This window comes from Duganella sp. AC237, assembly GCF_979254035.1.
On the sequence record NZ_CEEDEW010000003.1, the window covers coordinates 5,796,506 to 5,819,228 of the forward strand.

Annotated in this window: 16 protein-coding genes; 10 read left to right on the forward strand and 6 right to left on the reverse strand. The window is 67.8% G+C overall.

Annotated features, from left to right (window positions below):
- Nucleotides 1–4 precede the first annotated feature (4 nt).
- The 7 genes from AC0IYS_RS25705 to AC0IYS_RS25735 are packed head-to-tail and all read left to right on the forward strand — an operon-like array spanning nt 5 to nt 8,155.
- The gene (locus AC0IYS_RS25705) at nt 5–298 is read left to right on the forward strand and encodes a hypothetical protein (RefSeq protein ID WP_471707827.1); all 294 of its coding nucleotides are present in this window, start codon (nt 5–7) and stop codon (nt 296–298) included.
- Between the two features lie 35 nt (nt 299–333).
- A complete protein-coding gene (locus AC0IYS_RS25710; RefSeq protein WP_471707828.1) occupies nt 334–1,506 on the forward strand; it encodes an AAA family ATPase in 1,173 nt (390 codons plus the stop codon).
- 46 nt (nt 1,507–1,552) lie between these two features.
- On the forward strand, nt 1,553–2,890 hold the full coding sequence (locus tag AC0IYS_RS25715) for a CpaF family protein (RefSeq protein WP_471708937.1): 1,338 nt from the start codon (nt 1,553–1,555) through the stop codon (nt 2,888–2,890).
- 8 nt (nt 2,891–2,898) lie between these two features.
- Nucleotides 2,899–3,873: a type II secretion system F family protein gene (locus AC0IYS_RS25720; protein ID WP_471707829.1), complete on the forward strand. Its 975-nt coding sequence runs from the start codon at nt 2,899–2,901 to the stop codon at nt 3,871–3,873.
- A 9-nt stretch (nt 3,874–3,882) separates the two neighbouring features.
- Nucleotides 3,883–4,818, forward strand: a complete 936-nt coding sequence (locus tag AC0IYS_RS25725) for a type II secretion system F family protein (protein ID WP_471707830.1) — start codon at nt 3,883–3,885, stop codon at nt 4,816–4,818.
- On the forward strand, nt 4,818–5,888 hold the full coding sequence (locus tag AC0IYS_RS25730) for a LytR C-terminal domain-containing protein (protein ID WP_471707831.1): 1,071 nt from the start codon (nt 4,818–4,820) through the stop codon (nt 5,886–5,888). Before AC0IYS_RS25725 ends, AC0IYS_RS25730 begins: the two co-directional genes overlap by 1 nt.
- Before the next feature lie 2 nt (nt 5,889–5,890).
- Nucleotides 5,891–8,155 (forward strand): Ig-like domain-containing protein, encoded by a 2,265-nt coding sequence (locus AC0IYS_RS25735; protein WP_471707832.1) that lies wholly within the window; start codon nt 5,891–5,893, stop codon nt 8,153–8,155.
- Nucleotides 8,156–8,161: 6 nt separating this feature from the next.
- Here the strand turns inward: AC0IYS_RS25735 and waaF are convergent, their stop codons facing one another.
- Nucleotides 8,162–9,250: a lipopolysaccharide heptosyltransferase II gene (gene waaF, locus AC0IYS_RS25740; RefSeq protein WP_471707833.1), complete on the reverse strand. Its 1,089-nt coding sequence runs from the start codon at nt 9,248–9,250 to the stop codon at nt 8,162–8,164.
- Nucleotides 9,251–9,412: 162 nt separating this feature from the next.
- Here waaF and AC0IYS_RS25745 point away from each other — a divergent pair, with 162 nt between their 5' ends.
- Together AC0IYS_RS25745 and AC0IYS_RS25750 are read left to right on the forward strand one after the other, a co-directional pair.
- A complete protein-coding gene (locus AC0IYS_RS25745; protein WP_471707834.1) occupies nt 9,413–11,683 on the forward strand; it encodes a glycosyltransferase family 9 protein in 2,271 nt (756 codons plus the stop codon).
- Between the two features lie 65 nt (nt 11,684–11,748).
- Nucleotides 11,749–11,982: a DUF6139 family protein gene (locus AC0IYS_RS25750; protein WP_471707835.1), complete on the forward strand. Its 234-nt coding sequence runs from the start codon at nt 11,749–11,751 to the stop codon at nt 11,980–11,982.
- A gap of 83 nt (nt 11,983–12,065) precedes the next feature.
- On the opposite strand, the gene dnaE is transcribed toward AC0IYS_RS25750, so the two are convergent.
- The gene (dnaE, locus tag AC0IYS_RS25755; protein ID WP_471707836.1) at nt 12,066–15,629 is read right to left on the reverse strand and encodes a DNA polymerase III subunit alpha; all 3,564 of its coding nucleotides are present in this window, start codon (nt 15,627–15,629) and stop codon (nt 12,066–12,068) included.
- 146 nt (nt 15,630–15,775) lie between these two features.
- Here dnaE and AC0IYS_RS25760 point away from each other — a divergent pair, with 146 nt between their 5' ends.
- Nucleotides 15,776–16,666 carry a sulfurtransferase gene (locus AC0IYS_RS25760; protein ID WP_471707837.1) on the forward strand — a complete coding sequence of 297 codons (891 nt, stop codon included), beginning with the start codon at nt 15,776–15,778 and terminating at the stop codon, nt 16,664–16,666.
- A 40-nt stretch (nt 16,667–16,706) separates the two neighbouring features.
- Here the strand turns inward: AC0IYS_RS25760 and AC0IYS_RS25765 are convergent, their stop codons facing one another.
- The 4 genes from AC0IYS_RS25765 to AC0IYS_RS25780 all read right to left on the reverse strand — a co-directional run bounded on the left by AC0IYS_RS25765 (nt 16,707) and on the right by AC0IYS_RS25780 (nt 22,722).
- Nucleotides 16,707–18,251 (reverse strand): class I SAM-dependent methyltransferase, encoded by a 1,545-nt coding sequence (locus AC0IYS_RS25765; RefSeq protein ID WP_471707838.1) that lies wholly within the window; start codon nt 18,249–18,251, stop codon nt 16,707–16,709.
- Nucleotides 18,252–18,344: 93 nt separating this feature from the next.
- Nucleotides 18,345–19,904 carry a class I SAM-dependent methyltransferase gene (locus tag AC0IYS_RS25770; protein WP_471707839.1) on the reverse strand — a complete coding sequence of 520 codons (1,560 nt, stop codon included), beginning with the start codon at nt 19,902–19,904 and terminating at the stop codon, nt 18,345–18,347.
- A gap of 119 nt (nt 19,905–20,023) precedes the next feature.
- The gene (locus AC0IYS_RS25775) at nt 20,024–21,346 is read right to left on the reverse strand and encodes a TolC family outer membrane protein (RefSeq protein ID WP_471708938.1); all 1,323 of its coding nucleotides are present in this window, start codon (nt 21,344–21,346) and stop codon (nt 20,024–20,026) included.
- 11 nt (nt 21,347–21,357) lie between these two features.
- Nucleotides 21,358–22,722 (reverse strand): HlyD family type I secretion periplasmic adaptor subunit, encoded by a 1,365-nt coding sequence (locus AC0IYS_RS25780; RefSeq protein ID WP_471707840.1) that lies wholly within the window; start codon nt 22,720–22,722, stop codon nt 21,358–21,360.
- Nucleotide 22,723 lies beyond the last annotated feature (1 nt).

Consider the following 22,723-nt stretch of genomic DNA (forward strand, 5'->3'; position numbering starts at 1 on the left):
TCCAATGCCCGCACAACCTTCTTCGATGCGCCGCTGCGGCGCCCGCCTGCTGGCCCTGGCGGCTGCCTGCGCGCTGTCGGCCTGCGCCAACGCGCCCAATATTGACCGCCAGTTCGGCGCCAGCATGCGCGCGGCTGTTGCCGCGCAGACGCTGGACCCGGCCGCCGTCAACGACCGCCGCCCCGTCAACGGCCTCGACGCGAAAGCGGCGGCCGCCGCCTACGAGAACTACCAGCGTTCCCTGACCACGCAGGACTTGCAGCAAAGCGGCCCGACCATCGGTTCGGGCATCAGGTAACCGGCCGACCCACCCACCAGCGAGCAGGAATCAAATTGAAGATAGCTGTCATTTCCCGCGATGAGCGGCACCTGGCCGACGTGATGCGCATGCTGCGCGCGCGCTCGCCCTCGGACGAGGTCGACCACCTGGGCGGCGGCGTGGCGCGCCTGTCGATGCTGGGCGACGAACAGTTGCCGGACGTGCTGGTCATCGACCGCCCGTCGGTCGAGGACGGCGACCTCGACCTGCTCGAACGCTTCTCGGCGCAACACCCGCGCATCGCCTGCGTGGCCCTGTGCGAAGCGCGCGACCCGGAGTTCCTGATGCAGGCCATGCGCGCCGGCGTGCGCGAGGTGCTGCCGTCGCCGGCCACCAGCGCCACCCTGAACACGGCCATCGAACGCATCGGCGAAAAGCTCGAACGCCGCAGCCAGGCCAACGGCAAGGTGTTCGCCTTCATCTCGTGCAAGGGCGGCAGCGGCGCCACCTTCCTGGCCACCAACCTCGGCTACGCGCTGGCGGCCAGCGGCAAATACAAGGTCGCGCTGATCGACATGAACCTGCAGTTCGGCGACGCCTCGCTGTTCGTCTCCGACCACAAGCCGCTGGCGACCCTGAGCGACGTGGCCCAGCAGATCCACCGGCTCGACCCGTCGTTCCTGGCCTCGAGCATGCTCAACGTCACGCCCAACTACGGCGTGCTGGCCGCGCCGTCGGACCCGACCCACGCCAACGACGTCAAGCCCGACCACATCGACGCCATCCTCAAGCTGGCGCGGCGCCACTACGACTTCGTGCTGCTCGACGTCGGCCGCAGCCTCGACGCGGTCACTATCCGCGCGCTCGACCACGCCGACCAGATCTATCCGGTGCTGCAAACGACCCTGCCCTACATCCGCGACGGCAAGCGCATGCTCAACGTGTTCCGCTCGCTCGAATACGGCAAGGACAAGATCAGCGTCATCGTCAACCGCCACGACAAGGGCGGCGAAATCAAGCTCAAGGACCTCGAAGGCGCATTCGACACCGATGTCAGCATCACCATGCCGAACCACTACGACGCCGCCGCGCGCTCGGTCAACCAGGGCGTGCCGGTGATCCAGCTGGCGCCGACCAGTCCGCTGAGCGTGGCGCTGGTCGAACTGTCGCGCAAGCTCAGCGGCGAGGCCGCGCCCGAGCAGCAGGGCGGCGGCTGGCTGTCCAAACTGCGTGCGCGCAAAGCCTGACCCCGCGCCCCCTTACCAAGGCTAAACGACCATGTCCACACCTCCCATCTCCCTGCGCGAACGGCTCGAAAGCGGCGAAACCCGCGTGGCCGGCCAGCGCGCCGTCGCCATCGACAACCGCGCCTACCAAAAGCTCAAGCAGCGCCTGCACGCGCAGCTGCTCGACCGGGTCGACCTCGAAAGCATGCAGCGGCTGAGCCAGGACCAGATCCGCATCGAACTGCGCAACCTGGTCGAAAAGCTGCTCGAGGAGGACGCCGTCGTCATCAACGACGCCGAGCGCAAGACGCTCACGCGCGACATCCAGAACGAGATGCTCGGCTTCGGCCCGCTCGAGCCGCTGCTGGAGGACCCGACCGTCTCCGACATCCTGGTCAACACCCACCGCCAGATCTACGTCGAGCGGCGCGGCAAACTCGAGCTGACCGACGTCACCTTCAGCGACGACGCCCACCTGATGAAGATCATCGACAAGATCGTCTCGCGCGTGGGCCGGCGCATCGACGAATCGAGTCCGATGGTCGACGCCCGCCTGCCCGACGGCTCGCGCGTCAACGCCATCATCCCGCCGCTGGCCATCGACGGTCCGATCATGTCGATCCGGCGCTTTTCGGCCGACCCGCTGCGCCTGGCCGACCTGGTCGCCTACGGCAGCATGACGGCCGACATGGCCGAGGTGTTGCAGGGGCTGGGCAAGGCCAAGGTCAACATCCTGATCTCCGGCGGCACCGGCTCGGGCAAGACCACCATGCTCAACGTGATTTCCGGCTTCATCGGCCGCACCGAGCGCATCGTCACGGTGGAAGACGCGGCCGAGCTGCAACTGCAGCAGCCGCACGTCGTGCGTCTTGAAACGCGTCCGCCCAACATCGAGGGCAAGGGCGAGGTCAGCCAGCGCGCGCTGGTGCGCAACGCGCTGCGCATGCGGCCCGACCGCATCATCCTGGGCGAGGTGCGCGGCGCCGAGGCGCTCGACATGCTGGGCGCCATGAACACCGGCCACGAAGGTTCGATGGCGACCATCCACGCCAACACCCCGCGCGACGCCCTCACCCGCCTGGAGAACATGATCAGCATGGCGGCGGCCAACCTGCCGACCAAGGCCATGCGCCAGCAGATCAGCAGCGCCGTCGGCGTGGTGGTGCAGGTCTCGCGCATGACCGACGGCAAGCGCAAGGTCATGTCGATCCAGGAGGTGACCGGCATGGAGGGCGAGATGATCACGATGCAGGAAATCTTCACCTTCAAGCAGACCGGCCTGGGCGACGACGGCGCGGTGCACGGCCACCACACCGCCAGCGGCGTGCGCCCGCGCTTCATCGAGCGCCTGCGCAACTTCGGCATCAACGTCTCGACCGGCGCCTTCGATCCGGTGACCAAATAGGACCCGCCATGGACCTTCGTCTGATCCTGTTCGGCGCGCTCGTGTTCGGCGCCGTCGGCCTGCTGGTGTGGGGCGTGTTCACCGGCTGGAACAAGACCCGCAGCCCCGAGGCCGAGCGCGTTGCGCGGCGCCTGCGCGCGGCCATCGGCGACAGCGGCACCGAGCTGGCCGTATCGATCACCAAGGAGCGCACCTACAGCCGCGATGCGTCGCTCAACCGCCTGCTGGCGGCAGTGCCGGGCATCGCAAAGCTCGACCGCCTGCTGCTGCAGGCCGGGCGCACCATGAGCACCGCGCAGCTGTGCGCGCTGATGGGCGGCTGCGCGCTGATCGGCTTCATCGTGTTCTCCAGCATGGGCCTGCCCTGGGTGGGGCGCCTGGTGCTCGCCGGCCTGTGCGGCTGGCTGCCGGTGCTCGAGGCGATGCGCGCGCGCCGGCTGCGCATCACCACCATCGAGCGCCTGCTGCCCGAGGCGCTCGACATGATGAGCCGGGCGATGCGCGCCGGCCACGCCTTTCCGACCGCGCTCAAGATGGTCGGCGAGGAGATGCACGACGTCGTCGGCGCCGAGTTCCGCGTCGTCTTCGACGAGGTCAACTTCGGCGTGGCCATGCCGGACGCGCTGATGAACCTGGCCACGCGCGTGCCCAGCACCGACCTGCGCTACTTCGTCATCGCCGTGCTGATCCAGCGCGAGACGGGCGGCAACCTGACCGACCTGCTGAGCTCGATCAGCGCCATCATCCGCGACCGCTTGAAGCTGCTCGGCCAGGTGCGCGTGATGTCGGCCGAGGGCCGCATGTCGGCCTGGGTGCTGGGCCTGTTGCCGTTCGCCGTCGGCGGCCTGGCCACCTTGGCCAACCCCGGCGGGCTCGATCCCTTGTTCACCGATCCGCTCGGACGCAAGATGCTCTACGGCGCCGCCGGTATGATGCTCATCGGCGTCTTGGCCATCCGCAAAATCACCCATATCCGGGTCTGAGGAGCTTTGATGACGCTGATCCAGATCCTGTTCCTGGCCGTGCTGTTTGTGTTCGTCTTCGGCGGCGTGCTGCTGGCGGTGCGCCTGCTGACGGCCAACCCGGTCAAGGACCGGCTCGAGGCGCTGCAGGAACGCAGCCAGGTCACCCGCCGCGGCGCGCGCTGGCTGGAGACGGCCATCAATCTGGCCGCGCCGCTGGCCAAGCTGTCGGTGCCGGCCGAAGGCTGGGAAAACTCGCCGGTGCGCACCCGCTTCATCAACGCCGGCTGGCGCACGCCGTCGACCCCCGGTCTGTTCTACGCCGGCAAGACCGGCTTGGTCGTTGCCTTGCCGCTGCTGGTGTTCCTGTACCTGAGCAGCCGCGCCTCCGGCCCCGGCGACTTCAAAATGGTGTGGCTGGTCTCGGCCGCCGGGCTGGGCTACTACCTGCCCAACGTCGTGCTCAACCACGTGCTGAAAAAACGCCAACGCGACATCTTCGAAAGCTTCCCCGACGCGCTCGACCTGATGACGGTGTGCGTCGAGGCCGGTCTGGCGATGGACGCGGCGCTGGCGCGCGTGGCCAACGAGATCGGCCTCAAAAGTCTGGTGCTGGCCGAGGAGCTGCAACTGGTGACCCTAGAGCTGCGCGCCGGCAGCGCCAAGGAAAAGGCGCTGCGCAACCTGGCGCTGCGCACCGGCGTCGAGGACGTCGAGGCGCTGGTGACGCTGCTGATCCAGGCCGACCGCTTCGGCACCAGCATCGCCGATTCGCTGCGCGTGCAGTCCGAACTGCTGCGCACCAAGCGCCGCCAGCGCGCCGAGGAGCAGGCCGCCAAGATTTCGCTCAAACTGCTGTTCCCGCTGATCTTCTTCATTTTTCCGAGCCTGTTCGTAGTGCTGCTGGGGCCGGCGATACTGAACATCTACCGCAACCTGATACCGTCGCTGACGGGAAGCAACTGATGGCCGCGCGGCTGCTACCGTTGCTGGCATTGGGCGCCTTGCTGGCAGGCTGCGGCGCCGCGCCGACCCGGCCGCACTGGACGGTGGCGCCACTCATGCGTGTCGAGCACGGCGGCGACGAAGCCGACGCACTGTACCGCCTGGGCCGCTACCACCAGCAGCGCGGCGAGCAGGCCGCCGCCGACGACGCCTTCTCCCGCGCGATCGCGCTGCGTCCCGACCGGCTTGACGCCCGCAACGCCCGCGCCGTGCTGCTGGCCGGCGAAGACCGGCAGGCGGAGGCCGTCGACCTGCTGCGCCAGCTGGTGGCGGACTTTCCCAGGGAAGCCCAGCCGCTGAACAATCTGGGCTATTTGTACTATCTGCAAGGCCAAACCGGGCCGGCGCGCGCGGCCCTCGAGCAGGCGCTGCGCATCGATCCGTTGCACGCGCAGGCCCGCGCCAACCTGGCGCGCTTGGCGCCGGCGACGGCCAACGCGACACTGTCCGCCGCCACGGACGCTGCAACGCCGGCCCCGGCCGAACCGGTCGCGGCCGACGGCCCGGCACGCGCGCGCTGGCAACTGGTGCCATTGGCGCCAAACGAATTCAGCTTGCAGGCGGTCGCCGCCACATCGGCCACGGTGCCGTCGTCCCCGGCCTCCGCCGTAGCTAACCCGCACGATGACGCCGGCGGCATCCAGATCGTCAACGGCAACGGCACGCGCGGGTTGGGCGAGCGCACCCGGCGCCTGCTGACGGCCAGCGGCGCGCTCGGCATGGCGGCCGGGGTCGACATCGTCAACCAACGCGGCCACCATCAGCGCGACACCATCATCGAATATCTTCCCGGCCAGCGCGACCGCGCCGACCTGGTGCGCGCAGCGCTCAAGGGCCGCGCCCGGCTGCTGCCGGCGCGCGCCCTGCCCGGCGGCCTGGCGCTGCGCCTGGTGCTGGGCCGTGACCACGTCGCGCCGGGACGGGCCACGCGCGCCGCCCGCGCGACCGGAACCGCCGCACCCAAACGCTTGCCCGACGTCGCGCTGTTGACAATGAACAGCACCGCCGCCCCCCATTTCAATCAGGAGTAACCATGCTCAGAACAATACCGTCCCCGCGCTGGGCCAACAATTTAGTGGCCGCTTGCGCCACCGTGCTGGTCGCCGTCGCGCTGACCGCCTGCGGCGGCGGCTCCGGCGGCGCCAACGGCGGCTGCACCACCATCGATCCGAGCCGGCCCAGCAGCTTGCCCGGCTGCGGCACAACTCCCGGCGCGCCTGCCACCGGCGCGGCCGCCGTTACGCTGGCGTTGACCGACGGCAGCGGCGCGGCCGTCGCCAGCGTCACGCCCGAGCGCGGCGCCACCGTCACCGCCACGCTCAGGAACGCCGCCGGCCAGGCCGTCGCCAACACGCTGGTCACCTTCACCACCACCGACAAGACCGGCGTGTTCACGCCGGCCAGCGGCAGCGCCATCACCGACGCCGGCGGCAAGGCCAGCATCACATTGGCGGCCGGCGGCGTGTCCGGCGCCTTCGCCGTCAGCGCCACCGCTACCGTGGCCAACGCGATCGTCACGGCCAACGCCCCATATTCCGTGCAGGTGCCGCAGCTGACCCTCGGCGCGCCGGTGGCCGCCCCGACCACCCTGGCCGCCGGCGGCACCGCCAGCCTGACGGCCACCGTGCTCAATGGCGGCACGCCGTACGCGCCGGCGCAGTCGGTCGCGTTCACGTCGCCGTGCGTGGCCAATGGCAAGGCGCGCATCGCCTCGCCGGTAACCACCGTCAACGGCGTGGCCAGCACCTCTTACACCGACCTCGGCTGCGGCGGCGTGGACGTGGTCACCGCCAGCTTCACCTTCAACGGCAACCCGATCAGCAGCAGCGCCAGCCTGACGGTGCAACCGGCCAGCGCCGGCCAGTTGGCCTTCGTCTCGGCGCTGCCGCAAAACATCGCGCTCAAGGGCAGCGGCGGCGCCGGCCGCCAGGAAAGCGCCACCATCACCTTCAAGGTGCTCGACCGCAGCGGCAACCCGGTGGCCGGCCAGGCCGTCAACTTCTCGCTCAACACCACCGCCGGCGGCCTGACGCTCAATCCGGCCAGCGGCACCACCGGCGCCAACGGCCTGGTGACCACCACGGTGGCCGCCGGCACCGTCAATACGCCGGTGCGGGTGACGGCCAGTCTGCCGGGCACCAGCCTGAGCACGTTGTCGGACCAGTTGGTGGTGTCGACCGGCGTGCCGGAACAAAGCAGCTTTAGCCTCAGCGCCGTGGTCAAGAACCTCGAAGGCGGCCAGTTCAACGGTTGCCCGGCGCCGGCCGGCACGCTCGTCACCGCCCGCCTGGCCGATCATTTCCGCAATCCGGCGCCGGACGGCACCGCCGTCAGCTTCACCGCCGAGGGCGGCTCCATCGACGCCTCCTGCCTGACCGGCCTGACCAGCACCACTTTGACCGACGGCACCGTCATCACCCAGAAAGGCACGCCGGGCGAATGTACGGTGCGCTACTGCGCGGGCAATCCGCGTCCGGCCGATGGCCGCGTCACCATCCTGGCTTACGCGCTGGGCGAGGAAAGCTTCGTCGACGCCAACGGCAACAACCTGTTCGAGAGCGGGGAAAGTTATACGGATCTTGGCGAGCCGTTCCGCAACGACCGCGCCGTGACCGACGCCAACGCCAACTTCGGCGACGACATCTGGAAGAGCGGCAACGCGGCGCGCGCCAGCGGCGAGCAGTACATCGATTCGAACGGCAACGGCGGCTGGAACCAGGGCGGCAACGGCGCCTACAACGGCGTGCTGCAAGCCACGCCGAACGTCAACACCGGCGGCGCCAACACGGTGCACGTGCGGCAAGGGATGGTGATGGTGCTGTCCAACAGCACGGCCAATGTCTCGCTGCTGAATGAGGCGGCCAACGGCGCGCCAACCATCGGCACCCTGGCGCTGTCGCAATGCGTGACCGGCACCAAGTTCGACAACTTGCCGCGCAGCTACCAGTTCGCCATCCGCGACGACAATCCGACCGTGTTCGCCGGCAACCAGCGCGCGGCGCATGCGGGCGATCCGTTGTGGCTGTTCGACCGCCCGGGCAATCCGCTGCCGGCCGGCACCGTGATCACCTTCGCCGCCACCAACGGACTGCTGATGGGTGTGCCAAGCTACACGGTGCAAAACACGAGTTCGGCCGACTCGGCGGCGTGGACCTATAGCGTGACGTTGATCAGCGATGCCGGCCAGGACGCGTCCAGCTTGCTGTGCACAAACCCGGTGCGCTCGGGCGCGCTGACCATCACCGTCACCACCCCGAGCGGGGTGGTCAGCCGGTTCAATTATCCGGTCACGGATTAAGCGGTATTAAGCAGGCGCGGCCCGCACCAGCATGGGCCGCAAGCTATTCCACACCAATTCGGGCGCCATCTGCACCATGCAGTTCTGGTGCCCGAGCGGGCATTCGCGCTGTTTGCACGGCGAGCAATCGAGCCGCAGCGAAATCGACGCGGCCAGGTCCGAGAACGGCGGCGCGTGATCGGGATCGGTCGGCCCGTACAGGGCCACCACCGGCCGGTTGAGCGCCGAGGCGATGTGCAGCAGGCCCGAATCGTTGGCCACCACCGCCGCCGCGCGCGCGATCAGCGCGATCGCCTCGGCCAGGCTGGTGGCGCCGGCCAGGTTGAACACGGCCGCGCCGGCGGGCATGGCGGCGGCCACCTCGGCGCACGCCTCCATGTCCTTGGGCGAGCCGAGCAAGGCGATCTGCGTGGATGGATCGTTGGCCAGGATGGCCTGGCCCAGGCCGGCGAAATGGCGCGCCGGCCAGCGCTTGGCGCCGCCGAATTCGGCGCCCGGCGCGAACGCCACCAGCGGCCGCGCCGGATCGATGCCGGTGCGCGCGCACACGGCGGCAATCTGCGCCGGGCTGGCCAACAGGCGCGGACGCGGCAGGGCGGCGCGGAACGCCGCGCCCTGGAGCGCACCGTGCGCCAGCGGCGCGGCGGCCAGCGCCGCGTAAAACGCCACCATCGGGCGCGGCGGCGTCTCGTCATGGTGCATGACGTTGATCAGGCCGTGCCGGCTCTCGCCCTTGTAGCCGACCCGGCGCCGGATGCCGGCCAGCCAGGGGATCAGCGCATATTTAATGGTATTGGGCAGCACGTAGGCTTGCCCGTAGCCGCGCCGGCGCAGCAGCCGCGCGTATTTCCAGCGCTCGCGCAACTGCAGCGCGCCGTGGCGGAACGGCGTCTCCAGCACCTCGTCGACCTCGGTCATCTGCCGCCACACGGGCGACACCGCCGGCGGCGCCAGCACGTCGATCGGCTGGTCCGGATGGGCGGCGCGCAACAATTGCAGCAGGGGCTGGGCCATCACCGCGTCGCCGATCCAGTTGGGGGAGATGACCAGGATGCGCGGCGTGCCGCCGGCGAGGACTTTCTTTTCTTGCAACACGGGCTCTTTCCATCGTCGGGACGGCGCCCGGGGCGGGTCGATTATCGCCCATCGCCGCCACCGCGACAAGCCGCCGGACCCCGCTGCGAAGCCGGATAGTGCCACAATGAACTGCTATAATCGGCCTTTTCCGCTGCGGCCCTCCGGCCGGCCCGTGTGCCAATGAATACTGCCAGTAACCCGCCGCTGCTGCCCGAAAAAGGCAGTCCGCTCGCCTCCACGCTTCTGTTCGCCCTCCCCGCGCTGGCGCTCGGCAGCAAGTCCGGACTGGGCGCGGTGCAACTGGTGATCCTGCTGGTGTTCCTGATCCGTTTCCGCCCCGTCTGGAGCGCCTACCAGCAATACTGGTTCGAGCTCTCGGGCGTGATCCTGGCCTTTTCCGCCTACTTCTTCGTCTCGCTGGTGCGCCTGGTGCTCGACGACCAGGGCCTGCGCACCCTGGACGGGCCGGCGCGCCTGCTGCTGGGCCTGACCTGCATCGGCGTCATGTACCACCTGCGCCCGCGCGCGCGCTATTTCTGGATGGGACTGTGCGCCACCACGGTGGTGTCGGCGGCGGTGGCCGTATACCAGGTCGCCGCCGGCGTCGGCGACGAGGGCCGCGCGATCGGCTTCACCCACCACGCCATCACGTTCGGCAACCTGGCGCTGGCGTCGGGCCTGATGGCGCTGTGCGGCGTGTCGGCCTTCCGCGGCACGCGCCTGGCCTGGGTGCCCGGCGTGGCGCTGCTGTGCGGCTTGCTCGCTTCCATCCTGTCGGGCTCGCGCGGCGGCTGGCTGGCGCTGCCGCTGGTGATGATCCCGCTGGCCGTCTACGGCCGCCGCGTGCTGGGCTACAACATGCTGGTGCTGTTCGGCCTGCTGCTGGCGCTGGTGGCGGTGGCGTGCGCGGTGCCCGCGCTGGGCATGGCCGACCGCATCGCCATCGCCGTGGCCGAGGTGCAGCGCTACCTCGCCACCGGCGACGCCAGCACCTCGGTCGGCATCCGCCTGGAATTGTGGCGCGCCTCGGTCATGATGTTTGTCGACCATCCGTGGCTGGGCGTGGGCCGCGACGACTTCCACGCCGCGCTCAACGCGCTGGCGGCCCAGGGCCGGCTGCAACAGGGCCCGGCGCTGACCTTCAGCAGCGGCCACAACGACCTGCTGCACTGCCTGGCCACCGGCGGCCTGCTCGACGCCGCCCTGCTGCTGCTGCTCTACATCGCGCCGATGCGCTACTTCATCGGCCAGCTGCGCCGTCCGGACCAGGGCCAATACCCGCTGGCGCTGGCCGGCCTGGTGGTGGTGGTGGCGTTCATCGGCTTCGGCCTGACGGACGTGATGTTCTGGCTGATGAAGACCAAGGTGTTCTATGTGATGATGGTGGGCAGCCTGGTCGGGCTGTGCCTGGCCACGCAATACACGCCGCCGCCGCGCCGCATCATGATCACCCGCACCGACAACATCGGCGACGTGGTGCTGACGTTGCCGCTGGCCGGCTACCTGAAGCAGGTGTATCCGCAGGCCGAGATCACCTTCCTGTGCCGCCGCTACGCCGCCGCCGTGGTGGCCCAGTGCCGCCACGTCGACACCGTGCAGGCGCTGGAGGACTGGCACGGCGACCTGGCCGGCGGCATGGCCCGCAGCGGCTGCGACACGGTGATGTTCGCCTATCCGCGGCGCCAGCTGGCCGTGGCCGCGCGCCGCGCCGGCATCGCCCGCCGGGTCGGCAGCATCCGCCGCTTCTACCACTGGTTCACCTGCAACCGCCTGGCCCACATGCGCGCCAAGTCGCTGCCGATCCTGCACGAGGCGCAGCTGAGCTTCAAGCTGCTGCAGCCGCTCGGCTTCAGCCACATCCCGAGCCTCGACGAGATCGCCTCGCTGTACGGCCTGGACACGCCGCGCCATCCGGCCGCCGACGCCGTGCTGGCCGCCCCCGGCTTCAAGCTGATCCTGCATCCGAAATCGAACGGCAACGGCCGCGAATGGCCGCTGGAGCACTACACGACGCTGGCCAGGATGCTGGGACCGGACGCCGGCGTGCGCGTGCTCGTCACCGGCAGCGCCGCCGAGGGCGAATTGTTGGCCGGCCTGGCGCCGGAGTTGCTGGCGCTGCCGCACGTGGAGAACCTGTGCGGACGGCTCGACCTTGACGGCTTCACGGCGCTGGTCGGCGGCTGCGACGGCCTGGTCGCCAGCGGCACCGGCCCGCTGCACCTGGCCGCCGCGCTGGGACGGCCGGTGGCCGGGCTGTTCCCGCCGCTCAAACCGATCGACCCGTCGCGCTGGGCCGCGATCGGCCCGCGCGCAACCAACCTGGTCAACAGCACCATGTGCGGCCATTGCAGCGATCCGGCGCGCTGCACCTGCATGCTGGCCATCACGCCGCAACAGGTGTTCGCGGTGATCGAAGGCTGGCGCGCCGAGGCGGCGCGGGCGGCGGCCTGACCGGGCGTGCGCGCCGGCAAATCAAAATCCGTTACCATGGTTTTTTGTCCCAAGGAGGAAATGCCATGCGTGTGGATATTTATTGCCGAGATGAAGCAGAAGGTAAGCACAGCTATCTGGCCGTGCCGGAAGGAAAGCCGATTCCCGAGGAGGCGACCAACACCGACTGGCAGCCGGAGGCGCAAAAAGTGGAGGTCGACGACGACAGCGACGACCTGCCGCGCTATCACATCGTGCACCCGCTCGAGCAGATCGGCGCCAAGGGGTACGCGATCACCAGCCTGAACGAGCAGATTTAACATTTTCAACCCGTACCTCGGGCACACCGGGGTCTGACCCCGCAGGGTCAGACCCCATCGGGTCGGGTTGCGGGTGAATCCTCTTAGTACTCGATTTCGACCTCGCTGGCGCCCAGGCCCTGCTTGAGCGCCAGCTGCAGGTCGTCCGACGGCGCCACGCGCCAGCCCTCCCCCAGCTGCAACACGCACTTGACGCCCTGCGGCGCCACCTTCATCGCCACCGGCAGACCATCGGCCATGCGGTGCGGCGCCAGCAACTCGGCCATCTTCTTCGCGTCCACAGTGGTCGGCAGCGACATCGCCAGCTGCTTGCCGTAGTTGACCCGCGCGGTGACGATGTCGAACACCCGCTCGGCCGAGATCCGCAGCCCGCCCGAGAAGCGGTCCTCCGACACCTTGCCGACGACGGCGAGGAACTCGTCGTCCTTGAACATGCGCTTGTTCTCTTCGAACACCTCGGAATAGACGGTCACCTCGACCACCGCCGTCTTGTCGTCCAGGGTCACGATCAGGATCTTGCCACGCTGCGTCATCTGCGGCCGGATGCCGGTGATCACGCCGCACAACATGCGCGGCTCGCGCGACGGCTCCAATTCCGCCAGCTTGGTGCGGGCGAAGCGGCGCGCCTCCGGGGCGAACGAATCGAACATGTGGCCCGACAAATAGAAGCCCAGCGCGATCTTTTCTTCGGCCAGCTTCTGGCGGTCGGTGAACGGCGCGCACTTCACATACTCCGGTGGCGCCACCAGGTCGCTGTCGTCGCCGCCGAACAGGCTGACCTGGTTGGCCGCCTTGGCTTCCTGGTCGGCGCACTCCATCGCGAAGCCGACCGACGCCAGCAAAATCGCGCGGTCGATGTTGAGGCAATCGAAGGCGCCGGAACGGATCAGGGACTCGATGGTGCGGCGGTTGATCTGCTTCTTGTCGACCCGCTTGCAGAAGTCGAACAGGCTGGTGAACGGTCCGCCGGCGGTGCGCGCGGCGATGATCGCTTCGATCGCGCTCTGGCCCGAGCCCTTGACGGCGCCCAGCCCGTAGCGGATCTGCGTGACTTTCTTGCCGGTCACCGACGGCGGCGGGCCGTCCGGCATGAAGCGGTAGTCGGACTTGTTGATGTCCGGCGGCAGGATGGTCAGGCCGCAAATGTCGATCGAATCCTCGACCAGGATCTTGACCTTCTCGGTGTCGTCCATCGCCAGCGACATGTTGGCCGCCATGAACGCGGCCGGGTGGTGCGCCTTCAAATAAGCGGTGTGGTACGACAGCAGCGCGTAGGCGGCGGCGTGCGACTTGTTGAAGCCGTAGCCGGCGAACTTCTCCATCAAGTCGAAGATCTCGTCGGCCTTCTGCGCGGTCAGGCCGTCCTTGGCGGCGCCGGCGCGGAAGATCTCGCGGTGCTCGGCCATCTCCTCGGCCTTCTTCTTGCCCATCGCGCGACGCAGCATGTCGGCGCCGCCCAGCGAGTAGCCGCCGACGATCTGCGCCATCTGCATCACCTGCTCCTGATACACCATGATGCCGTAGGTTTCGGACAAAATGGATTCGGTGCGCGGATCGGGATAGTCGAATTTTTCGCCGTGCTTACGTTTGCAGAAGTCGGGAATCAGGTCCATCGGGCCCGGACGGTACAGCGCCACCAGCGCGATGATGTCCTCGAACCGGTCGGGACGCGCGTCCTTCAGCATGCCCTGCATGCCGCGCGACTCCAGCTGGAAGACGGCGACGGTTTTCGCCTTGGTGAGCAGCTCGTACGACGGCCGGTCGTTCAGCGGCAGGCGCGCCAGGTCGAAATCAGCTTCCTTCGGATCGAGCGCCTTGATGTAGCGTACCGCGCGATCCAAAATCGTCAACGTGGTCAGGCCCAAAAAGTCGAACTTGACCAGGCCCACGGCCTCCACGTCGTCCTTGTCGTACTGCGACACCACGCCGCCGTCGCCGCCCTGCGTGTACAACGGGCAGAAGTCGGTCAGCTTGCCCGGCGCGATCAACACGCCACCGGCGTGCATGCCGATGTTACGGGTGATGCCCTCGACCTGCTGCGCCAGATCGAGCAGCTGCGCCACCTCCTCCTCGTTCTGCTGGCGCTCCTTGAGCATCGGCTCCTCCTCGATCGCCTCTGCGATCGACACCGGCTTGCCCGGCTTGAACGGAATCAGCTTGGAGACGCCGTCGCAGAAGTTGTAGCCGAAGTCCATCACGCGGCCGACGTCGCGGATCGCGCCCTTGGCCGCCATGGTACCGAAGGTGGCGATCTGCGAGACCGCTTCCTTGCCGTACAAATCCTTGACGTGCTGGATGACGCGGTCGCGCCCCTCCTGGCAAAAGTCGATGTCGAAGTCGGGCATCGAAACGCGTTCCGGGTTCAGGAAGCGCTCGAACAGCAGATTGTATTTCAGCGGGTCCAGATCGGTGATCAGCAGCGAATACGCCACCAGCGAACCGGCGCCCGAACCGCGGCCCGGTCCGACCGGCACGCCGTTCTCCTTGGCCCACTGGATGAACTCCGCCACGATCAGGAAGTAGCCCGGGAACTTCATGTTGCAGATGGTATCGGTCTCGAACTTCAGGCGCGCCTCGTAGCGCGGCCTTTCCTTCTCGCGCCGCTCCGGGTCCGGGTACAAATGAATCAGGCGCTTTTCCAGGCCGGCCTTGGACTCGGCCACCAGGAACTCGTCGATCGTCATGCCCGGCGGGGTCGGGAAGTTCGGCAGCTGCGGCTTGCCCAGCACCAGCGTGAGGTTGCAGCGCTTGGCGATTTCCACCGAGTTTTGCAGCGCCGCCGGCAGGTCGGCGAACAGCGTGCGCATCTCGGCCTGCGACAGGAAGCGCATGTTCTCGTTGAAGCGGCGAACGCGCTTGTTATTGGCCAGCATCTCGCCTTCGGCGATGCAGGTGCGCGCTTCGTGGGCGATGTACTCGTCGCCGGAGATGAACTGCACCGGGTGCGTGGCCACCACCGGCAGGCCCAGTTTGGCCGCCAGCGCCACCGCATGGCGCACCTGCGTCTCCTGGTTGGCCTGGCCGGCGCGCTGGATCTCGATGTAGAAATGGCCGGGGAAGATCGCCGCCCATTTTTGCGCGTTCTTTTCGGCCAGCGCCGGGTTGCCGTTTTCGATGGCGATGCCGACGTCGCCGAAATGAGCGCCGGACAGCGCGATCAGGCCGTTGGCCGGATTATCGTCGGGCAGCAGGTCGTAGGTTTTCGATGCCAGCTCGGCCAGCCACTCGGTGCGGATCTCGGCGCGGCCCTTGTACTGGTTGGTCAGCCAGGCGGTCGACAGCAGCTCGCACAGCTGCAGGTAGCCCATGCGGTTTTTGGCGAACAGCATCAGGCGCGAGGGCTTGTCGCGGTTGTCGTCGTTGGTGATCCAGACGTCGACGCCGATGACCGGCTTGATGCCCTTGCCGCGCGCGCTCTTGTAAAACTTGACCATGCCGAACATGTTGGACAGGTCGGTGACGGCCAGCGCCGCCTGCTTGTCCTTGGCGGCGGCGCCGACCAGGTCGTCGATGCGCACCAGCCCGTCGACGATCGAATACTCCGAGTGCACCCGCAGATGGACGAAGGCCGGGCCGACCGGGGCCACGACGCCTTCATCCGGCGCCACTACGTGTTCCACCACTTGCTCGTTTGCTACCATGTTCATATGCTGCCCACCGCTGGTTCAATAACCGGCTATTTTACAGCGCCTGCGCACGAGCCGGGTTTTTGATATCCTGCCGACTGCCTATTTAATAAGCAAAAGAAAACGCGTATAATACCGGCTCTTCCGTTTTTTTGATCCCATCCATCATGCTCGCTAATACCGCTTTACAAGCTGAAGCGCATGCCGCCGCCATCGCAGCCGCTGCCGCCCACGTCAATATCGCCGCCTACAAGTTCGTCACCTTCGACAACACCGAAGAAATGCGTCCGCTGTACCAGGAGATCTGCCAGCGGCTCGGCCTCAAGGGCACCATCCTGCTCACACCAGAGGGCATCAATATGTTCCTCTCCGGCCCGCGCTCGCACATCGACGAGTACCTGGCCTGGGTGCGCAGCGACGCCCGCTTCGCCGACCTGGAAGTGAAGGAAAGCTATTCGGTCGAGCAGTCGCACAAGCGCATGCTGGTCAAGATCAAAAAAGAAATCATCACCATGCGCATGCCGCTGATCAAGCCCGAGGAAGGCCGCGCGCCGTTCGTCGACGCCCACACGCTCAAGCGCTGGCTCGACACCGGCGTCGACGACCACGGCAAGCCGGTGGTCATGGTCGACACCCGCAACGACTTCGAGGTCGACGTCGGCACCTTCGACAACACGGTCGACTACCGCATCAGCAAGTTCACCGAGTTCCCGGAAGTGATCGCCGCCCACAAGCCCGACTTCGACGGCAAGACCGTGGTGACCTTCTGCACCGGTGGCATCCGCTGCGAAAAAGCGGCGATCCACATGCAAAACATCGGCTACGACAGCGTCTACCAGCTCGAAGGCGGCATCCTGAAGTACTTCGAGGAAGTCGGCGGCGCCCACTACACGGGGGACTGCTTCGTGTTCGACTACCGTACCGCGCTCAACCCCAAGCTGGAGCCGACCGAAACGGTGCAATGCTTCGTCTGCCGCGCCGTGGTCACGCCGCGCCAGCAGTTGTCGCCGGAGTATGTGTACGAGAAGTCGTGCCCGCATTGCCACGGGAAGAAATAGCGGCGCTGGCATAAGCCGGCGGCGGCGGGCCGCCACGCCGCTACAGCATTTTCAGCTGTTTCCAGATCGGCAGCCTGTCGCGTAAAACCACCTCCACCCGCCGCCGCAATTCGGCCAGGTTGTCGGCCTCGCCGTCCACGCGCTGTCCGTCGCGCAGCATGCTGCGCCCCGAGGCGCTCACTTGCCGCCAAGCCTGGCTGGTCAAGTCGTCCACCCCCACCGTGCCCGCGGCCGCGGACAGCAGACCGAAAACGATGCGTTCCACCATATCGGCGTTGAGCCCGTTGCCGGTCAGCGGCGTCGCCAGGACCTGGTACTCGTCGCTGTAGCGCACCTGTCTTGCCAGCGCGGCGTTCATCCGCTTCGCAGCGGCCGGATCGGGCCTGGCGGCGCCGCCCAGGTAGGCCAGCGCCTGGCCGCTGGCCGCCAGCAAGGCCGCCACCTGCATCATATTGGCGATGCTCTGGCCGGCCGCGGCCGGCAGCGCCATCAGCTCGCCGACCGTATGGGGGCGCAGCGCCAGCGCGTCGCACACCGCGTTGTACAGCTCCGGCTTGCCGTGGAACGTGCCGATCGCCGTGTTCATCGCCAGATCGACGGCGCCACGCGCGACGGTCAGCGCCACGCCCACCCGCGCCAGCACTTCGGCCTGCCGCACCGGGCCCATGCGGCGCAGGCCGCGCACGAAGATGTCCTTGCGGAAACTCGTGTTGAGGAAGTAATCCTTCAGCGTCTCCTGCATGACCGCGTCGGGCATGGCGTCGACGACGGCCTGGCGCTCCGGGGTCAGATACAGCAGCGGGTAGGACATCGGCAGCACCGCCGAGCCGGCGAACTCCACCTTGGCCTGGGCGAAATCGCGCGCCACGTCGGCGTGGTAAAGCGGCTGCCAGTGCTTGTGCATGTACTCATGCACAAGATAGTTGCGACTGCCGGTCTTGAGCGTATCGAGCCGGCCTTTGAGCGAGGGATGATTGTCGATATACGCCGAGGAGGACTGCGCCAGTTTCTCGACGAAGGCCGCCGCCCCCTCCATCTGGATGTTGCTGCGGTTGGGAAAGGCGTCGCCGTATTCCACCAGCAGGCGCTGCAGGGGCTGCATGGCGGCCCAGCCCGGCATCGCGTTGTAGCTGGTGTAGACCGCGCCGCCCGGCTTGAGGTAACGCTTGATGAAGTCGACGATATGCTGGCGGTTCTCCGCCGTCACCCACGTGTAAATACCGTGCAGCGTGATGTAATCGAATAGCGGCAGGCCGGCCACGCTTCCCTGCGCCAGCTCCTCGAAACTGTTTTCGAGCAAGGTCAGATTGTCCAGCTGCGCCTCGGCCGCCAGCGCCCGCGCCCCGGCGACATGGGCGGGGTTGAAGTCGGCGGCGTAAAACGTGCCATGCGGGTTGCCGGCGGCGAGCACGTTGGCGGTCAGCCCGCGGCCGAAACCGAGCTCGCAATACGTGAACGGCGCGCCCAGCGATGGCGGCTCGCAGCCGTTGAGCGCGCACACCAGGTTCAAATACCCCGGCCCCTGCTCGGCGTAAAAGCCCGCCGTGTATTCGATATCCGACGCGTAACCAGCGGTCCAATCCATCAGCGCTCCCCCCGATTGTGACATAGAGCGGCCAGTATGCCATTGTTTCGCCGCGCCGGTAAGCTTGTCGTTTCGGCCAGGGCCGGGCCAGGACTACACCATGTCCAGCTGCCGCCAGATCGGCAGCTGGCCACGGACGATGGCCTCGACCCGCGGCAGCAATTGGGCGACGTTGTCGGCCTCGCCGCTCAACAGCGCGCCGTCGCGCGCCAGGCGGCGCCCGACCGCGTCCATCGCCGCCCACACCTCGCGGGTCAGCGCGTCGAGCCCGATGTCCTGGCGGTCGTCCCCGGGCCGCCGCGCCAGCACGCCATAGACGAACCGTTCGATCACGTCGGCGCCGACCGCGCCCCCCACCGACGGCGCGCACAACACCTTGAATTCATCGGTGTCGCGCAGGCGTCCGACCAGCGCGGCGTTCAGCCGGCGCGCCGGCGCCGGGTCGCTGGCGCCGCCGCCGCCGTGCAAGCCGACGCCGGCCTGGCCGCTGGCCGACAGCAGCGCGGCCACCTCCATCAGGCTGGCGATGCCGTTGCCCGCCAGCGCGGGCAACGACGCCAGCTCGGCCAGGGTGTGCGGGCGCCGCGCCAGCGCGTCGCAGACCGGATGGTACAGCGCCGGCGCGCCGTTGAGGGTGCCGAGCGGGGTTTTGAAGGCCAGGTCGACGGTGGCGCGCGGGACGGTCAGCGCCACGCCCACCCGCGACAGCAGCTCGGCCTGGCGCGCCGGTCCCGTCTTGCGCAGCCCCCGGACAAACACATCCTTGCGGAAACTCGTGTTGAGCAGGTAGTCCTTGAGCGTCTCGCGCATCACCGGGTCCGGGAAGGTGTCGATCAACGCCGCGTGCGCCGGCGTCAGATACAGCGGCGGATAGGCCATCGGCAGCGCCGCCGAGCCGGCGAACTCCAGCTTGGCCAGGGCCAGGTCGCGCGCCACGTCGGCGTGGTACAGCGGCTGCCAGTGCTTGTGCATGTATTCGTGCAGCAGGTAATTGCGGCTGCCCGAGCGGAGCGCCTCGAGCCGTGGCGCCAGCGACGGCTGGGCGTCGATGTAGCCGCAGCCCGCCTGCGACAGGCCGGCCACGAAGCGCGCGGCGTTGTCCATGCGGGCGTTGCCGCGCTCGGGGAAGGCGTCGCCATGCTCGACGAGCAGCCGCTGCAGCGGTAGCGCGCCGGCCCAGCCGGGCATCGCGTTGTAGCCGACATACACCACCCCGCCCGGCTTCAGGTAGCGGTTGATGAAGGCGACGATATGCCGGCGGTTCTCCGCCGTCACCCAGGTGTAGATGCCGTGCAGCGTGATGTAGTCGAAGCCGGGCAGGCCGGCGACGGCGCCCGCGGCCAGTTCCTCGAAACTGTTTTCGAGCAGCGTGAGGTTGTCCAGCCCGGCCTCGGCGGCCAACTCGCGGGCCCCGGCCACGTGCGCCGGATTGAAATCGGCGGCGTAGAAGGTCCCGCCCGGATTGCTGGCCGCCAGCACGCTGGCGGTCAGGCCGCGCCCAAACCCCAGTTCGAAATACGTGAACGGCCCCGCCAGCGACGGCGGCTCGTTGCCGTTCAGCGCGCACACCAGGTTCAGGTGGCCGGGCGCCTGCTCCGGGTAAAACCCGGCGGTGTATTCGATATCCGACGCGTATCCCGCGGTCCAGTCCATCCGTGCCCCTTGTCGATCGGTTGTGAAAACAACCGTCGGCAGTATGCCACAGGCCGTCCCCGCGCAAAAAAAAACGCCATCGCGCGGGCGCGATGGCGTCATGGCGGGGCCGGTGGCGGTCAGCGGAAATTGGCCGCCATCTCGCGCACGTCCGTCTCGTCGAGCGTGCCCACCGAGGCGCGCATGCGCAGCGACGTCAACAGATAGTTGTAACGCGCCTGCGCCAGGTCGCGCTTGGTGGTGTACAGCTGTTGCTTGGCGTTGAGCGCGTCCAGGTTGATGCGCACGCCACCCTTGATGCTTTGCTCGGTGGCCTTGATCAAGGTCTCCGACGAGCCCACCGACTTGAGCAGCGCGTCCACCCGCTTGACGCTGCTGGCCAGCACGCTGTAATCCTTGCGCAGCTCGAGCAACACCTTGTCGGTCTGCGCCTGCAGGTCGGCCTTGGCCTTCTCGCGGTTGGCCACCGCCTGCCGGGCCGCGGCGCTGGTCTGACCGCCCGAGTAGAACGGAATGTTGACCTGGATGCCGATGCTGCGGATCTTCTGGTCCTGGTTGAACGTGTTGATCGAATCGGAGGCGGTCTTGCCGTAGGTGCCGACCGCGTCGACCCGCGGCGCGTGGCCGGCGTAGGCCTTCCTGACCTCCTGGTCGGCGATCTCGACGCCGTAGGTCAGCGTCTTGATGTCCGGATTGGTGTCGATCGCGACGCCTTTCCAGTACTCGAAGCTCTGGCCGTCGCCGGGGCGCACGCGGAACTCCGGCACCAGGTCGTCGACGCTGTCGACCTCGGCGCCGACGATGGCGCCCAGGTTGGCGCGCGACAGCGACAGGGAGTCCTCGGCCTCCAGCATCTGCGCCTCGGACACGTCCAGCCGCGCCTGCGTTTCGAGCATGTCGGTGCGGGTGCCCTCGCCCTTGTCGAACATGCGGTCGTTGACCTTGCGCTGTTCGACATACAGTTCGTGCTCGACCCGGGCCAGCTCCAGCAGGTCGCGCTTGAACAGCACGTCCAGGTAGGCGTTGACGACGCGGAAGATCACCTCCTGCTTCTGGCTGTCGAACTGGGCCGCCGCGTACTTCGATTGCGCCACGCCCTGCTTGTAGCGGGCCCATCCGTCAAGATTGAACAGCGTCTGGCGCACCTGCACCGTGGCCGAGCGCGAGATGTAGTCGCGCGGCACGCTGAAATTACCCTGGGTCAAGGTAGTACGGTTCTGGCTGCCGCTCCAGGAGCCGGCCACGTTGGGCAGCAGGTTCGACAGGCCCAGATTGCGGTTTTCCTGGCCGGCGTCGTTGGCGTGCACGGCGGCGCGGTAGGCCGGATCGTTCTTCAGCGCCGCCTCGTAGGCCTGGTACAGCCCCAGCGCGGAGGCGGCCGGGCTGTACGCGAAGGCGAGCGCGGCGGCCAGCGCCAGGCACAATGGACGGGTGTTCAACATGGCGGCCACGATCATTCCTCCGTCAGCGAGGTTTTGGCGCGGTCCATGACCGGCTTGAGCAGGTAGCTGATCATGCTGCGCTCGCCCGTCTTGATGAACATCTCCACCGGCATGCCGGCCTGCACGTCGAGCTTCTTGTGCGCGATCGTCTTCAAGCCTTCCGGCGAGACCTTGGCGCGGATCTTGTAGTAGGCCGCGCCGGTGCGCTCGTCGGTGGTGCGGTCGGCCGACACCTGCGACAGCACGCCGGCGATGTGCGGCGTCTTGTTGGTGTTAAAGGCCGAGAAGATCAATTCGACCGGCAGGCCGACATGCACCTTGTCGATCAGGTTGACGGGCAGTTGCGCCTCGACCACGAAGGCCTCGCCGTTGGGCACCACGTCCATCATGTGGAAGCCGGACTGCACCACGCCGCCCTTGGTGAACACGTTCAGGCCGACGACCACGCCGTCGACCGGCGACTTGACGTTGACGTTTTCCAGGTCCGCCTGCAGCGCGCGCAGCTTGGTCTCGGCCACTTCGCGGTCGCGCTGGACGTCGGCGAGCAGGGTGTTGATCTCCTTCTGGTACTCCTGCAGCCGCTGCTGGCGGCGCGCCGAGATCTCGCCGATCTGGCGCTGGTAATGGCCGAGATTGCCGTTGATTTCGGCGATCGAGCCGTTGACCTGCGCGTAGTTGCGCTCGACGTCGAGCAGGCGGCTGCGGGCGACATAGCCGTCCTTGGCCAGGTCGCGCAGGTTCTCGACCTGCTCCTTGAGGATGGCGGCCTGTTCCTTGTTGCTGTCGCGCGAGGCCGTCAGGCCGATCATCTGGCTTTTCAGGCCGGCGACGTTTTGCTCGTAGGCGGCCATCTCGTTTTGCAGCGCCATCTGGCGCGCCAGCAGCAACTGGTCCTGCAGTGCGATGGCGGTGGCGGTGGCCGGGTCGTTGCGCTTGCTCAGCAGCGACTCCGGATAGGCGACCGTTTTCTTGCCGGCGCGCTCGGCGATCAGGCGCGCCTCGGCGGCGCGGTCGGCCAGTAGCTGGCTGCTGACCATATCGACCTGGGCGCGCGGCTGCACATCGTTCATTTTCACCAGCGTCTGGCCGGCCTTGACCCGGTCGCCGTCCTTGACCAGGATTTCCTCGATGATGCCGCCCTGCAGATACTGCACGGTCTTGCGGTTGCCTTCCGAGGCGACGGTGCCGACCACCGGCACGCCCTTGTCGAGCGGCGCGAAGAAGGCCCACAGGAAGAAGCCGCCCACCCCGAGCAGCACGATGAGCCAGCCCAGGCGCGCATAGGCGCGGGCGTCGGTGTTGACGGTCAGCGGCGTGACGTCATGGCTGATGACCTCGACGGCCTCGTCCTTTTTTTCGATCAATTGGTTCGACATC

Excerpts from the sequence above, each read along its gene's own strand:
- AC0IYS_RS25720 (WP_471707829.1), top strand. The coding sequence starts at position 2,899 with ATGGACCTTCGTCTGATCCTGTTCGGCGCGCTCGTGTTCGGCGCCGTC.
- AC0IYS_RS25770 (WP_471707839.1), bottom strand. The coding sequence starts at position 19,904 with ATGGACTGGACCGCGGGATACGCGTCGGATATCGAATACACCGCCGGG.
- AC0IYS_RS25760 (WP_471707837.1), top strand. The coding sequence starts at position 15,776 with ATGCTCGCTAATACCGCTTTACAAGCTGAAGCGCATGCCGCCGCCATC.
- AC0IYS_RS25765 (WP_471707838.1), bottom strand. The coding sequence starts at position 18,251 with ATGGATTGGACCGCTGGTTACGCGTCGGATATCGAATACACGGCGGGC.
- AC0IYS_RS25725 (WP_471707830.1), top strand. The coding sequence starts at position 3,883 with ATGACGCTGATCCAGATCCTGTTCCTGGCCGTGCTGTTTGTGTTCGTC.
- AC0IYS_RS25705 (WP_471707827.1), top strand. The coding sequence starts at position 5 with ATGCCCGCACAACCTTCTTCGATGCGCCGCTGCGGCGCCCGCCTGCTG.
- dnaE (WP_471707836.1), bottom strand. The coding sequence starts at position 15,629 with ATGAACATGGTAGCAAACGAGCAAGTGGTGGAACACGTAGTGGCGCCG.
- AC0IYS_RS25730 (WP_471707831.1), top strand. The coding sequence starts at position 4,818 with ATGGCCGCGCGGCTGCTACCGTTGCTGGCATTGGGCGCCTTGCTGGCA.
- AC0IYS_RS25780 (WP_471707840.1), bottom strand. The coding sequence starts at position 22,722 with ATGTCGAACCAATTGATCGAAAAAAAGGACGAGGCCGTCGAGGTCATC.
- AC0IYS_RS25735 (WP_471707832.1), top strand. The coding sequence starts at position 5,891 with ATGCTCAGAACAATACCGTCCCCGCGCTGGGCCAACAATTTAGTGGCC.
- AC0IYS_RS25750 (WP_471707835.1), top strand. The coding sequence starts at position 11,749 with ATGCGTGTGGATATTTATTGCCGAGATGAAGCAGAAGGTAAGCACAGC.
- AC0IYS_RS25745 (WP_471707834.1), top strand. The coding sequence starts at position 9,413 with ATGAATACTGCCAGTAACCCGCCGCTGCTGCCCGAAAAAGGCAGTCCG.
- AC0IYS_RS25775 (WP_471708938.1), bottom strand. The coding sequence starts at position 21,346 with ATGTTGAACACCCGTCCATTGTGCCTGGCGCTGGCCGCCGCGCTCGCC.